Annotated in this window: 14 protein-coding genes and 1 riboswitch; of the genes, 5 read left to right on the plus strand and 9 right to left on the minus strand. The window is 58.1% G+C overall.

Annotated elements, in window-relative coordinates; translation table 11 throughout:
- Nucleotides 1–5: 5 nt before the first annotated feature.
- Nucleotides 6–992 (plus strand): DUF481 domain-containing protein, encoded by a 987-nt coding sequence (locus MRK42_RS13775; RefSeq protein ID WP_026457253.1) that lies wholly within the window; start codon nt 6–8, stop codon nt 990–992.
- A gap of 76 nt (nt 993–1,068) precedes the next feature.
- On the opposite strand, the gene MRK42_RS13780 is transcribed toward MRK42_RS13775, so the two are convergent.
- The 4 genes from MRK42_RS13780 to MRK42_RS13795 all read right to left on the minus strand — a co-directional run bounded on the left by MRK42_RS13780 (nt 1,069) and on the right by MRK42_RS13795 (nt 5,269).
- Nucleotides 1,069–2,484, minus strand: coding sequence for a DASS family sodium-coupled anion symporter (locus MRK42_RS13780; protein WP_042027393.1), 1,416 nt, complete (start codon nt 2,482–2,484; stop codon nt 1,069–1,071).
- Nucleotides 2,485–2,714: 230 nt separating this feature from the next.
- Nucleotides 2,715–3,440: a MaoC family dehydratase gene (locus MRK42_RS13785; protein WP_042027394.1), complete on the minus strand. Its 726-nt coding sequence runs from the start codon at nt 3,438–3,440 to the stop codon at nt 2,715–2,717.
- Between the two features lie 244 nt (nt 3,441–3,684).
- Entirely contained in the window at nt 3,685–4,629 is a 945-nt protein-coding gene (rlmF, locus tag MRK42_RS13790; RefSeq protein WP_338610573.1) for a 23S rRNA (adenine(1618)-N(6))-methyltransferase RlmF, read from the minus strand.
- A gap of 151 nt (nt 4,630–4,780) precedes the next feature.
- Nucleotides 4,781–5,269 carry an NlpC/P60 family protein gene (locus tag MRK42_RS13795; RefSeq protein ID WP_042027399.1) on the minus strand — a complete coding sequence of 163 codons (489 nt, stop codon included), beginning with the start codon at nt 5,267–5,269 and terminating at the stop codon, nt 4,781–4,783.
- 275 nt (nt 5,270–5,544) lie between these two features.
- On the opposite strand from MRK42_RS13795, the gene MRK42_RS13800 reads away from it, so the two are divergent.
- Both MRK42_RS13800 and MRK42_RS13805 read left to right on the plus strand, forming a co-directional pair.
- The gene (locus tag MRK42_RS13800) at nt 5,545–6,267 is read left to right on the plus strand and encodes a 4'-phosphopantetheinyl transferase superfamily protein (protein WP_268855897.1); all 723 of its coding nucleotides are present in this window, start codon (nt 5,545–5,547) and stop codon (nt 6,265–6,267) included.
- Complete coding sequence (locus tag MRK42_RS13805; protein ID WP_338610576.1) at nt 6,264–7,112, plus strand: tetratricopeptide repeat protein; 849 nt, start codon at nt 6,264–6,266, stop codon at nt 7,110–7,112. The genes MRK42_RS13800 and MRK42_RS13805 overlap by 4 nt, the downstream gene beginning before the upstream one ends.
- A gap of 147 nt (nt 7,113–7,259) precedes the next feature.
- On the opposite strand, the gene MRK42_RS13810 is transcribed toward MRK42_RS13805, so the two are convergent.
- Together MRK42_RS13810 and ribB are read right to left on the minus strand one after the other, a co-directional pair.
- The gene (locus tag MRK42_RS13810) at nt 7,260–7,502 is read right to left on the minus strand and encodes an Lpp/OprI family alanine-zipper lipoprotein (RefSeq protein ID WP_005334342.1); all 243 of its coding nucleotides are present in this window, start codon (nt 7,500–7,502) and stop codon (nt 7,260–7,262) included.
- A gap of 224 nt (nt 7,503–7,726) precedes the next feature.
- The gene (ribB, locus tag MRK42_RS13815) at nt 7,727–8,380 is read right to left on the minus strand and encodes a 3,4-dihydroxy-2-butanone-4-phosphate synthase (protein ID WP_042027402.1); all 654 of its coding nucleotides are present in this window, start codon (nt 8,378–8,380) and stop codon (nt 7,727–7,729) included.
- A gap of 105 nt (nt 8,381–8,485) precedes the next feature.
- A riboswitch (FMN riboswitch) is annotated at nt 8,486–8,643 on the minus strand.
- A 232-nt stretch (nt 8,644–8,875) separates the two neighbouring features.
- Here ribB and purU point away from each other — a divergent pair.
- Complete coding sequence (gene purU / locus MRK42_RS13820; protein WP_338610580.1) at nt 8,876–9,712, plus strand: formyltetrahydrofolate deformylase; 837 nt, start codon at nt 8,876–8,878, stop codon at nt 9,710–9,712.
- A 55-nt stretch (nt 9,713–9,767) separates the two neighbouring features.
- Here the strand turns inward: purU and MRK42_RS13825 are convergent, their stop codons facing one another.
- The gene (locus tag MRK42_RS13825; protein WP_338610582.1) at nt 9,768–11,030 is read right to left on the minus strand and encodes a DUF945 family protein; all 1,263 of its coding nucleotides are present in this window, start codon (nt 11,028–11,030) and stop codon (nt 9,768–9,770) included.
- A gap of 103 nt (nt 11,031–11,133) precedes the next feature.
- A complete protein-coding gene (cls, locus tag MRK42_RS13830; protein ID WP_042072789.1) occupies nt 11,134–12,615 on the minus strand; it encodes a cardiolipin synthase in 1,482 nt (493 codons plus the stop codon).
- A 99-nt stretch (nt 12,616–12,714) separates the two neighbouring features.
- Here cls and MRK42_RS13835 point away from each other — a divergent pair, with 99 nt between their 5' ends.
- A complete protein-coding gene (locus MRK42_RS13835; RefSeq protein WP_042027410.1) occupies nt 12,715–13,257 on the plus strand; it encodes a DUF1439 domain-containing protein in 543 nt (180 codons plus the stop codon).
- On the opposite strand, the gene MRK42_RS13840 is transcribed toward MRK42_RS13835, so the two are convergent.
- A complete protein-coding gene (locus MRK42_RS13840; RefSeq protein WP_042027413.1) occupies nt 13,219–13,698 on the minus strand; it encodes a GNAT family N-acetyltransferase in 480 nt (159 codons plus the stop codon). The two genes, MRK42_RS13835 and MRK42_RS13840, sit on opposite strands and share 39 nt — an antisense overlap.
- Nucleotides 13,699–13,926: the final 228 nt, after the last annotated feature.

Here is a 13,926-nt window from a genome sequence, read left to right on the forward strand (position 1 = left end):
CGCTCATGAGATACCTGCTCCTCCTGTTCATGCTGGCAAGCCCTCCCTCATGGGCCAAGGACATTCTCTGGATGCGCAACGGCGATCGCCTGACCGGAACCATAGAGGAGATCACCGATGAGTCGGTGCGCATCGCCCTGCCCTATAGCCAGGCCGTGACGATCAAACGGGAAGCAGTCAAACGCTGGCGGCTGGAGAAGCAGGACAAACCCAGGGCCACGGCCAAGGGGGGCATACCGCTATTTCAGGGGGATGAGGATGAGCGCAATGCCTGGCTCTGGACCGGTAATGGCGATCTCAATATCAAGCTCAAGGAGAACGAGACCCGCACCAACGACATCAACATCAAGGGCAAGACGGAGGTCGCCAACCTCGACTGGCGTTACAGCCTATCAGGGGAGTACAACTACGAAACCGCCAATGGCGAGACCAACAGTCACGACTATAAACTCAACCCGACCCTGGACTTTTTCTTCAACAATCACTGGTTTGTCCGCAACTCCCTCAATGCCGAGTACGACATGCTGGATGAGAACTACCTCCAATTGGACTTCAGCTCGGGCCCCGGTTACCGTTTCTGGAACGACAAGCGCAGGCGGCTCGAACTGATTGCCCAGGCGGGCATACAGCGCACCTATTTTCGCGACGGCAGCTGGACAGGCCTGCGCCTGTTTGATTCCCGCATCATCAGCTACCCCATCGGTAGCCTGGGCTGGGATTACCGTCAGCCATTCTCGCTCTGGCAACAGCAGTTAGAACTGTTCAGCAAGGGGACTTATTTGAAATATCTGTCACAGCCGTCCCCCTATGTCACCCTGGAGCAGGATATCAATGGCAGCATAGGATTACGTTACTACCTCAACGACAATATCCGCCTCTCCTGGTCAAGTGAGCTCGACTGGCAGGATGGGGAGATCCGGTATGAGGGGGTAGAGCAAAGCCTCAAGGAGAGCGAGATCCGCCACCTGATCAGCCTGGGTGCCAGTTTCTAGGCAAGCGACTGTCAAATACAGCCATATAAAGAAGGGGAGCCGTGATGGCTCCCCTTTACTATTGCATGACCCGGGTTCAAATCAGACCCCAGGCGGCAATCTGGTAGATCCACACCATGGCCAGAACAGTGCCAACCAACCCCATGATGACGCCGATCCGCACCATCTGGTGGCTCTCCACCAGACCGGTCGCGTGGGCCAGCGCATTGGGGGGCGTACTGATCGGCAAGGACATGCCAAGGGATACCGAAATGGTGACTGCCAGGATCAGGGTGTGGCTGCCCCCCCACTCGGCCAGTCCCGGCATGCTGACGGCCAGCGCCGCCACCAGTGGCAACAGCAGGTTGGCCGTCGCCGTATTGGACATGAAGTTGGCCATCACTACCGCCAGCAGACAGGCCCCTACCAGCACCACCAAAGTAGAGTATTCATGGAACGGGATATGGGTGATCAGCCGCTCCGCCAATCCGGAATCCTCCAGCGCCAGACCCAGCGCGATACCGCCCGATACCAGCCACAACACGTCCAGAGAGATCCTGTGCAAATCCTCCTTGGTGATGATGCCCGTGGTGAGGAATACCGCCACCGGGATCATGGCGACCACATAGGAGCTCATGCCGTGCAGGTCGCCCATCAGCCACAGCACTATGGTGAGGATAAAAGTGAGGTAAACCACCCAGGCCCGGGGCGTTTGCATGAAGCGCCCCTCAATCTTGAGATCCATCTGCTTGAGCTGGCTGGGATAGAAACGCCCAAGCAGGAACCAGCCCAGCAGCAATAACAACACCACGAAGGGCACCGCAAATCCCATCCACTGACCAAAGGAGATGGCATGCTCACCGGTCAGGTACTTGAGAGCTACGGCGTTGGGGGGCGTGCCAATTGGTGTGCCTATCCCCCCCAGGTTGGCCGCCAGGGGAATCGCCAGCACAAACCCGATCTTGGCGGGATCCTTGTCGGGAAACACCGCCAATACAGGCGCCAGGATCGCCAGCATCATGGCCGTGGTCGCGGTATTGCTCATGAACATGGAGAAGGTCGCGGTGATCAGCATGAGACCCAGCATGACGACACGCGGATTGCGCCCGAAGGGGCGCAGCAGCACCCGGGCCAGATTCACGTCCAGATGATATTTGGTCGCGGCGATGGCCAAAAAGAAGCCACCGAGAAACAGCATGATGACCGGGGAGGCAAAGGTAGCCATGATCTCGGTCGAGGTCAGCAAGGTGCCAAAGCCGGTCTCGCCCTTGTCGGCCGTCATGAACCAGAGCCCCTTGTCAGAGAGCAGCAGCAGCTCCAGCACTATGATCAGGACCGAGGTGGCGAAGATGGGGATAGGCTCGAGGATCCAGCACAGTGCGGCCAGCACGAAGATGGCGACAACCCGCTGCTCCACCACTGTGATCCCCTCCAACGGGATCCAATGGGTCGGGATCAGCAGGATAAACAGGCTGAGCAGCACAGGCAGAATAATCTTGTGATTAATTGGCACTATTTTCTCCAGGATAGGGAGCAAGGATTCAATAGTGGCATAAAATGCTATCTCATCAGTTCGCCGTCTTATCAAAATGAGAGCTGGCTAACTGCGACGACACCGGTTTTGTGAGTCATATCAAGCTGTTCATGACACTGGCTGTCATGGGCAGACCACCCTCTCTTCGCTGGATACAAAAACGGACCCGACAAAGCGGGCCCGTTCAACGATTCACTGCGAAGACGTGATTAAAAATAGATGCGGGTTACCGACTCGATGACGCAGCCGGGACGGCGGATCCCTTCGATCTCCACCTTGATCTCCTTGAGCAGCTCCAGCCCGCCCTTGATGGGGGTGACGCGGGCCAGTTTGGTGCGCGCACGAATATTGCTCTCCACCTTGATGGGATAGGGGAAACGCACCTGGTCGAGACCAAAGTTCACCACCATGCGAGCGGTGGGAAACTCGGGAGTGCTCTCGTCGACCGAACCGGTCAACTGCGGCAGCAAGGCCAAAGTCAGGAAGCCGTGGGCGATGGTGGTCTTGAAGGGCGACTCGGCGGCGGCACGCTCGGGATTGGTGTGGATCCACTGGTGATCCCCCGTCACCGCAGCAAACTGATCGATCATCTGCTGGCTGACATGGAGCCATTCACCGACGTGAGTCTCTTCACCGATACGGCCCTGCAACTCGGCATAGAGTGCGGCAGCGGCCTCGTCCAGCTCGATGGCCGGCTCCTGCACCATGGCAGGCTGGCCATTGGCAACCTGGGCGACGGCGACGGACTCTTGCTGCTGGCCGTGCTGGGTTTCACCGTGAGGGTCGAGCACGCGCCCCAGCAAAGGATGCAGGTGTGCCTTTTGCTGAAACTCACGCCAGTAGTCGCGGATCGCCGGAGAGAGCCAATCCTTGAGCTCAAAGGGGTGCTGCGCCAAAATTTCGCGCTTGTGCTTCAGAAAATCGACAACTTTCATCTACCGATCCCTATTCGATTCAATGCCTATAAGAGGTCTAACCAGTCCTATTTTATTAAAGTTACAGGTGAAAGTGCAAAAAAATCTCGGCGTACAACTGTACCAAGGCGAAAGTGACTACTTACAGACCCTAAATAAAGATAATCTGCCAAGCTGGGTTCGGATGGCAAAACGCCTTGATTTAGCTAAAAAACAACCAAAAAAGTCATCAAAAAAGGCCCTGCCGGGCCTTGTGAAAAACAACTCATCGGGTTCTGGACCACCAGGCTGTTCGAGCGGCCTTGTCGAGGAACGTCCAGGCCAATACCCGGCTGATCTTGTTCCCCTGTGCCATGTCGATGACCCGCACGTCGACGGCGCCGACCCGATCCAACGCTTTTTTCGCCGCAGGCAGGTTCTCTTTCTTCGAAACCAGGGAGCTGAACCAGAGGCACTGGCCGGCAAACTCCCTGCTTTGACCAATCATGTTGGCCAGAAAGGCCGCCTCGCCTCCCTCGCACCAGAGCTCGGCCTTCTGACCGCCGAAATTGAGCACCGGCTTGCCCGCCTCTCCTTTGCCCAGATTGCGCAGCTTGCGCTCGGTTCCCTTGCACGCCTCCTCCAGCGAGGCGTGAAACGGCGGGTTGCAAAGGGTCAGCGAAAACTGCTCCCTGGGCCCAATGATGCCGCGAAAAACCTGCCTGGCATTGGTCTGCAGGCGACATTCGATCTGTTTGCCGAGGCCATTGCTGGCGGCCAGCAGGGTCGCTGCCTTGACCGATACGGGATCGATATCCGCCCCCACGAAGCGCCAGCCATACTCTCGAGCCCCCAGCAGTGGATAAATGCAGTTCGCACCGACCCCGATATCCAGCACCCGTACCTGTTTGCCGGTGGGCACCTCCCCTGCACTCTCGGCCAGAAGATCCGCCACTCGATGCAGATAGTCGACGCGCCCCGGGATGGGCGGGCAAAGATAACCGGCGGGCAGATCCCAATGAGCAATGCCATAGTGACGTGCCAGCAGCGCCTTGTTCAGCGCCTTGACGGCCAACGGATCGGCAAAGTCGATGGTGCGTTTGCCATAGTCGTTGGTGAACACATGGGCTGCCAGCTCGGGAGTCACCAGACAGAGTGCCTCAAGGTCGTAACCCTCCTGATGACGGTTGCGGGGATGGAGTCCGGATTTGCGGTCACTGTGCGATGTCATATTGGGTCTGCCGAGGAAAAACGGGGGCCACACTATAGTGACTTGAGGCGGTAAAGTCTAAATGATGGCCATAAAAAACCGGGCTGCGAGAGCCCGGTTCAAGTGAGGTTGGAAAAACAGTCCGTACCGCGAGCCGTTTGTCCAGCCTGACTCAGATATCGATCCGGCGTGCTTGCCAGAACTTGCTGCGCCAGTAGGCACTGTCGAGCTTGGAGCGCGTTACCCCGGCTCGGGTGGAGGCGTGGATGAACTCGCCATTGCCTACATAGATGCCGACATGATTGAGTCGACGATTGATCTTGAAGAAGACCAAGTCCCCTTCGACCAGATCCTGCTTGGCGACGCGAGCGCCTTCATGAACCTGGGAGCGGGTATCCCGGGGCAATTCGATGCCGATGGCATTGCGGAATACTTCGCGGGTGAACGCCGAGCAATCGATACCACGTTCAGTGGTGCCACCATAACGGTAGGGCGTACCGCGCCACTCTTTGTACACGGTCAGAATTTCGTTCACATCCGGTGTTTGCGACGGTTCCGGTTCGACAACGGGTTCCATCATGGCAACTTCAATCTTGCTCGCGACCTCGGGCTGGGGTGCCGAAGCACAACCCACCATACCGAGCGCGACCAGCAGTAGCATCAGGTGGCGCAATCCTTTATCCCCGTAAAAGCGTAAATCTTGTTAAAATACGGCCCCAAAGGGCAATTCATAAGGCAACAGCACTCGACTATATCCAAGAATTCTATCGAGGCAAGTGAAAATCCCTATCGAGGTCACATTTTTGCAAGTAAATGCGTTGTTTTTCATAATTAATGTGATCATGAACAAACAATATACAATCCCCGAAATGGCCTCGGGCCTCATAGAAAACTGACTTTTATCCCTGTTTCAGCCCCTTTTTAAAGTGAAAAATTATGACCGCCACGGATCTTTTTTTGTTAAGACCGGCAGACATCCATGAAGCCCAGCTCACCCGGCTGACCACCCTGTTATCCGCAGAAGAGAGAGAGATCTGGCACTCGATAACGCTGCCGGCGCGGCGCCAGGAGTACCTGGTCAGCCGGGGCCTGTTGCGCCAGCTTCTGGCCGAACGGCTGCAGCAACCGGCCAGTGAATTGCACTTTGGCCAGGGGGAGCATGGCAAGCCACGGCTGCAGGATGATGCCTGGCATTTCAACCTCAGCCACAGCGGTCCCTGGCTGGTGCTGGCCCTGAGCGCGCAGGGGCCGCTCGGGGTCGATCTCGAGCTGGGCATGCGCCGCCGCAGTCCCCTGCCCCTTGCCCGGCGCTTCTATGCCAAGAGCGAATACAGCTGGCTCAGTCAGCTGCCAGACACTCAGCAGGAGAGTGCCTTTTATCGGCTCTGGTCACGCAAGGAAGCAGTGCTCAAAGCCCATGGTGGCGGCATCGCCGCCGGGCTTGAGAAGATCTGTTTCCTCCCGGAAGAGGGGTGGCGTCTCGACAACCGGCTGGATAACACGTGCTACCAGGTGCAGGACTGGCCATTTGCCAGCGGCTGGTTGAGCATTGCGGCCAGCCATTCCCTGGTTCACTGCTACCGGCTGGATGAACGCTTGAATTGCCATGCCATCAGCCCCATCTTGTTCAACACCCTCTCTGAAGAGTCCAACTCATGATCGTCGACATTACTCCCCAGAATTTTCACGCCGAACTGATCGATGCCTCCATGAAGAAGCCGGTCGTCATCTACTTCCATGCGCCGCAGATGCCGGAATGCCAGGGAATGACCCCGCTGGTCGAATCTCTGGTCGGCCCTGCCAACCCGCAGGTGACCCTAGCCAAAGTGGACATGAACGATCCCCAGCTGCAGCCGCTGGCCAGCCAGCTCGGGCTGCGCGCCCTGCCCGCCCTGGTGCTGTTCCATCAAGGCCGCCCCGACGAACAGGCGATCATCGAAGGCCCGCAGGATGAAGCTACCCTGCGCCAGTTCTTTGCCGCCTTCGCCCCCAAGGAGGAGGAAGAGCTGCTGGCCAAGGCCCAGCAGGCGCTGGCCGACGAGCAGCCCAGCATCGCCTATACCCATCTTGGCAAGGCCCACCAGCTGGCCCCTGAACGTCACGATATCAGCCTGTGGCTCATTCAGGCGGCGCTCGACCTCAATCTGCTGGATGAAGCGCAGGAACGCCTCGGTCAGATCCCCATGGTGGCGCAGGATGCTCACTACCATGCCCTGAGTTCACGGCTTGCCCTGGCACTGCAAGCTGCCGACAGCCCTGAGCTGCGGGCACTGGAGGCGCGCTACGCCGAACATCCGGATGATTTTGCCCTGGCTCAGGATCTGGCGGTGCAATACAACCAGGCGGGACGTCAGGAAGAGGCGCTGGGGCTGCTGTTGAGCATTCTCAAGCGGGATCTGGCGTTTGGCGATGCCAGAAAAACCTATCTCGATATTCTGGCGACCATGGGCAGTACGCCGGCGGCGCAAAACTATCGTCGCAAACTCTACAGCCTGCTCTATTGAGAGACGCGAAATAACGTGTGGAATTACGTGGGGGAGTGCCGGGAAACCGGCATGACCTCATGGGTCAGGAAGTGAACGTCAGGTAAAAAATTGGTGAATTTCAGACATAAAAAAATGGCGCATTGCTGCGCCATTTTTTTGCATGGATTACTTCTTGTAGGAAGTAGCCATGTTGTCGATGCGCTGGTTAGCACGCATAGCTTCTTGCTTGGCTTCAGCAACATCAGCAGCGATCTTGGACTGATCAGCACGAACTGCGCTAACATCTTGAGCCAGCTGGTCAACTTTGTTAGACAGATTCTGAACGGAGGTTTCCAGTTCGCTGGTGTTAGCGCAACCACCCAGCAGAGCGGACAGACCAACAACACCTACCAACAACAATTTTTTCATTTTTAAAGCTCCCTTGAACTCGCCAGACGTTTAGCAAGCGGCGTGATTATGGCACAAAAAAATCATACTTTGCATAGCCCCCGGCACAGATAAATGCATTAAAACCCTCATTTTTTTTCGACCGAGCATTTTTTACCCAGAATCGACCAAAAATGAGTGTCACGTAACCGGGGTACGCACAAAGACTAACCAAAAACTTCCCTTATTACAATTTCGTATGAGCCTCAGGCGGTTTGTTCTGACAACAATTGGCGATATTGCACCAAATCCTCGATGGTCAAGACCGGCATCTGATGCTTGCGACCAAAAGTGACCAGATCCGGCAGCCGCGCCATGGAGCCATCCTCCCGAGTCAACTCACACAATACGCCGAACGGTTTGAGCCCGGCGAGCTGCATCAGATCGACCGTCGCCTCGGTGTGACCACGACGGGTCAAGACCCCGCCGGTGCGGGCCCGCAGCGGGAAAACATGGCCCGGGCGATGCAGATCCCCCGGCTTGGCGCCATCGGCAATGGCGGCGCGGATGGTGGTGATGCGATCGGCGGCGGAAACCCCTGTGGTGACCCCTTGCGCCGCCTCGATGGTGACGGTGAATGCGGTCTGATAGTGGCTGGAGTTGGCCTCCACCATCATGGGCAATTCGAGCTGGCGCACCCGCTCATCGGTCAGGCAGAGGCAAACGATGCCGGAGCACTCGCGGATCATCAGCGCCATCTGTTCGTTGGTCATGGACTGCGCGGCGAAAATGAGGTCGCCCTCGTTCTCCCGATCTTCATCGTCGGCAACCAGAACGCCACGACCGGCACGCAAGGCCTCGAGCGCTGCTTCGACACGGGCAACGGGATCACCGAATTCACTGAGTAGAGACTGATTCATGGTAAAACTCCTAAACAAGACAAGGACCAGAATCAGGGCACGGAAAGGCAGACAGAGATAGGCATGCAGCGGCTGGCCCGCGGGGGACTTGCCTGCAATAGTCTGTCTTATCCTCTTTCATCCGGACTGTAACCGTCGGCTCCGGCATCTCACCGGATCTGCTGACCCCGACCCGGTGTCAAACCGGGATCGGGCGCTCGCGGGCTCCCCGAGTCAATCGGGATACCGCCGGTGGGGAATTTCACCCCGCCCTGAGAATAAGCCCGGACAGCCTAAAGAAAAACGGTTGCAGATACCAGCCCAAATCCCTGTCAACGCGAAAACCGACTATGGAAGGACTCGTCTGTTACAGACTCAGACCGCCCTGACCCAGAAGACCATGACGAGCCGCCGAATTTCTTTATAGCCTCAATTTGTTTGTGGCATAGTGCCTGAAAAAACGCGCCGCCTGCGCAGCCCGACAGGCGCCAACACCACAAACGGAAAATGACAGAGATGGAAAAGAAAATACTGTTGACGGACTGCCCGGACGCCAAGGGCCTCATCGCCAAGATCACCAACATCTGCTACAAGCATCAGCTCAATATCATCAAGAACGATGAGTTCGTTGACCACGAGAATGGCCGTTTCTTCATGCGCACCGAGCTGGAAGGGCGTTTCAATGACGAGACCCTGCTGGCCGACCTCGATGATGCCCTGCCGATTGGGGCCCTGCGCCGCCTGGTCAAGGCTGGCAAGAAACGCATCGTCATCCTGGTGACCAAGGAGGCTCACTGCCTCGGCGATATCCTGATGAAGAACTACGCCGGCGCGCTGGACATGGACATAGTTGCCGTCATCGGCAACTACGACACCCTGGCCGAGCTTACCGGCAAGTTCAATATCCCGTTTCATACCGTCAGCCACGACGAGCTGAGCCGCACCGAGCACGAGGAGCAGGTGCGCGCCATCATCGACAGCTATGATCCCGATTACGTGATCCTGGCCAAGTACATGCGAGTACTGACCCCAAGCTTCGTCGCCGCCTACCCGCGCAAACTCATCAACATCCACCACTCCTTCCTGCCCGCCTTCATTGGTGCCCGCCCCTATCGCCAGGCATTTGATCGCGGAGTCAAGCTGATCGGCGCCACCGCCCATTTCGTCACCGACGATCTGGATGAAGGCCCCATCGTCGAGCAGGACGTGATCCACGTGGATCACACCTTCACCGCCGATGACATGGCCAAGGCCGGACGGGATGTGGAAAAGTCGGTACTGAGCCGCGCCCTGGAGCTGGTCTTGCATGAGCGGGTGTTCGTCTACGGCAACAAGACAGTGGTGTTCAAGTAACCCCATCCAATACAACAAAGGCTCCCTTGGGAGCCTTTGTTGTATTACGGCGATGTCAGAGCGGCAGATCGTTGACCGTCACACCCTCTTTGGTGAGCTTGAGCTCGGCGTTGAGGTGAGGCGGCTGCGCCTTCAGATAACCCATCAGGGTCAGCTGATCAAGCATGGGTGCCAGCTGTGGTACCGCCTTGCCCAGCTTGTCGCCAAGGCTGGCGTGCAGCACCCCGGTCAGCGCCTGTATTCCTTGTTCGCTGTTGAACAGTTGCTCCAGCGAGGTCGGGGCCAGGGTTGCCTCCCCCTTCATGGTGACGGGCTCGCCATTGAGCTTGGCACTCAGATCCGTCAGCTCTAGGCTGGCACCACGTTTGAGCATCTTGTCCAGTGCCTGCTGGACCGCCACTTCGTCGATCCCCTGGCCACCGGCGGCCTGCAGCCCCTGGTAGCCCTCCAGATCCAGGCCATTGAGGCTGACTGCCAGCGAGGCGTCAGTCACCGCCAGGGCATCGGACTCGTTCTCCAGATTGAGCTTTGCAATTTTCATCTGATAGGTGTTGGAGAGGGTCTGGGCATCGTTGCCCTTGATCTGGGTCTGGGTGCTCATCCCCTGCAGGGCAATCCTGGCGCTATCGGGCAATTGCAGCGTCAGCGCCGCCAGGGTCATCTCGCTCTGGGGCGCCAGCAGGATGCCGCTGATCTCGGCCAGATCGGCACTCCCCTTCATGTCTGCCAACACCAGATCGAGCTTGTTCTGCTCTTCGTGCACCGTCATCCCCTGCCAGCTCATGGTGATATGGCCGTTGCCGTCCAGATCCCCGTGATACTCGCCATTGAGCGGCAGGAAACTGAATTCATCCAGCCCCTGTTTCACCTTGAACTCGTTGGCCCAGAAACGGCTGCTGTTGCTCATGGTCCAGAGGCTGCTCAACGACTCCATGCCGAACTGCCACTGCTCCATTTTGAGAGCGCTGAATACAGGGGCCAGCGACCCCTGCCGGGTATCGATCAAGGCATGGCTTTTGATATAGAGCGGCAGGATGCGGCTGTTGACCGTAAATTGCAGCTCCAGCGGCTGATCGCCCCCCATGCCACCGTCAAACGCCGCCATCTCCTGGGGCGAGATCACCAGCTTGAGCACGCCGTCCCGGGTGAACAGATTGCTGCTACCAGGCACCCAGGCCAGATCGAGGCCACTGTCATGCTTGACCTTGGCAATCTGCTCCGTCATGAGGCGATCGAAGCTGTTGCCGGTATACCAGCACGCCGCCAAACCACCACCTACCAGTGCCGCGCCGACGGCCAGGGCCACTATTTTTTTCATATGTTGATGAGTCTCCAGGGATTGTCACTGCACTCTACGGGGCCAGCTCCCGACCAGGCAAGCCCAATGAACGGAAATCCCGTGCCAGAGCTCGTCATGCAGGTCACAGCAGGGGACTGAAAAGATAGAAGATATTCTCCATCACCTTCTTGTACCAGGGGCGGGCACGCCACTGGGCCAGGGTCATAGGGGTGGCTTCCGCCATATATCCCTGCACCAGCTGGTTCATCTGGGCGACAAAGGCCGGATTGTCCACCAGCAGGGTCACTTCGAAGTTGAGCCAGAGGCTGCGGCGATCCAGGTTGACCGTGCCCACCAGCGCGAAATCGTCGTCCACCAGCACACTCTTGGTGTGGAGCAGGCCGGCGTCGTAGCGATAGATCTCCACCCCCGCCTCCAGCAGCTCTTCCATGAAGGCGTTGCAGGCGTAATTGGCCATGATGGAGTCGTTGCGCGCCGGCAGCACCAGTTGCACCTGCACGCCACGGGCTGCCGCCGAGCTGAGGGCCGCCGCCAGGGGATCGTCCGGTACGAAATAGGGGGTGGTGAGCACCAGGTGACTATGAGCTTGGTAGATGGCCAGTAGCAGGCTCTGCTGGATGCAGTCTCCCCCGACGAAGGGGCCGGAGGGGATCAGCTGGGCGCGATAATCAGTCTGGGGCCAGGCTTCGGGTTCGTGCTGCAGGCTGTCGAGCAGGCGTTCGCCGGTCTCCATCTCCCAGTCCCAGACGAAGATGGACCACATCAGGGGCACCATGGGGCCCTGCACCCGGATCATGATGTCGACCCACTGGCCGACCCCGGCATCCTGCTTGAAGAAACGGGGATCCACCATGTTCATGGAGCCGGTGTAGCCAACCCTGTCGTCGATCACCACCAGCTTGCGGTGCATCCGCAGATCCTGGCGCTGGAACGGAATGCGCCAGGCACCGACGGGCAACACCTCCACCAGCTTGACCCCCGCCTTGCGCAGCTTCTTGGGCCAGGGGGAGCGGAAAAACTGCGAGCTGCCCACCGAGTCGAGCAACAAACGACAATCCACGCCGCGCTGTGCCACTTCCATCAGGGCCTCGCACACCATGTCAGCATCGCCACCAGGGTGCCAGATATAGAACTCCAGATAGCAGGAAAGCGTAGAGCGGCGGATATCCTGGGCGATCTCCCGCAGGATCCAGTCCGGTTTGTTGAGCAGGGTCATGCGGTTGCCGGAGAGCATGGGCATGGCCAGGCGGCCCTGGATCAGATCATGAAGCGGCTGGGCCTTGGCCCCCACCTCGCAGCAGTGCTGGGGAAACAGGCGGGCCAACTGACGGATCCATATGGCATAAGGGCGGTACATGGCCTGGGCACGCTCGGCGCGGCGACGGCCGAGCCGGATCTCGCCAAACAGGACGTAGAACCCCACCCCGGCAAACGGGATGGCATAAATGAGAGCCAGCCAGGCCAGCGACACCCCGATGGGACGGCGCTTCATCACCACCCTAAGCGACACACCGGCCACGATGACGGTGTGAAATAACAGCAGCAGCCAACCCAGAAAACGGGAAAACAGCAGTTGGAGATCGTGTTCCAGACCGTTAAACAACGGGAACTCCTCTTCTAATCGACAAACAGAACGGTGGGCAGACCCCATCAGGCCAGAATGGTATGCTGTAGGGCACATCCATTCAATCAGGTCTCATCCATGATCCTGCAATCTATGCTGCTCAGCCTGGCCATGCTAGGTCAAGGCTCATATGACATCAATGAACAACAGATAAACCAGTACCTGCAATCCCAGGTCAAGGTCGACAAACAGCTGGAACTGCCCGGCATCATCAAGGCCCATGTACTGCTGGAGCAGAGCGACGTCCAGATCGGACGCCAGCAGCCCGATACCGCCCGGGTCTATGGCAAGGGGAAGCTGAAAATAGCGCTGCCGGACAACACCGAATATGACGCCAGCCTGCAGATGACCTACGAAGCGAGGCCCCGCTACGACAAGGGCCAGAGTGCCCTGTTTCTCGACAATATGAAGCTGGTGGAGTACAAGCTGGAGCCTGAAGCCGCCCAGCAAAAATTCGGACTCATGCTCGGCATGCTGCTGCAGAGCATGGAAAAACGCCTGGAGACCCAGCCCGTCTATCGGCTTGACGACAAGGATCCGCAGCAGGCCTGGCTCAAGGAGAACCTGCTGGGGGTGGAGCTGTCACCGGGCAAAATCCACCTGCTGACTAATCCCCGCTAACCAGCCCATCTCTGCTGGTGCGCTCTGTCGCACCAGCAACTCCACCTGATAACCCTGCTGCAACTGCCGCTCATAGAGGGAGTGAAGGGCACCTCTCAGACGATCGAGCCGCATATCGACAAAGCCGGCCTTGAGGTAAAAGGGTTTCTCGAAGGGCAGTGCCTGGCACACCACCGGCTTGTCAGCCAGGCCGTCGCAGGCATACTGCAGCAGCCGCGAACCCAGCCCCAGGGACTGGTAATGAGGCAGCAAGCGAAACCCGCACAGGTGATAGAACTCGTCTTCGTCCCGCAACCTGACCGCTCCCACCAGCCAGTGAGCATCACGCACGACAAAGATCCGCTCGGCCAGATCCGGCACATAGTGGGAAAAGGTCGTTTCGTAATAATCCCTGATAAGAGAGAGGTCGGCGTCGCAATACTCTTCGAAGGTAAGCTCCATTGCCGGCGTGCGAGTCACAAACAAATCCTTTGCTAATCAATTGGTAATGTCAGATATTGTGGACTAATCCGACCAGATTGACCCAGCAAGATAGCACGCCTGCCAGCGACAAAAAAGCACCGGTGCGGGCAAAGCCGCTCCTCTGCCCCATCCGGTGTCACAGGCTGTGACCCTCCTCACCCAATCGGCCCCGGCCTGCCGTTCAGCGCTTGTCCCGATCTGGCCATG

The organism is Aeromonas sp. 19NY04SH05-1, assembly GCF_040581895.1.
Taxonomy (GTDB): Bacteria; Pseudomonadota; Gammaproteobacteria; order Enterobacterales; family Aeromonadaceae; genus Aeromonas; species Aeromonas enteropelogenes.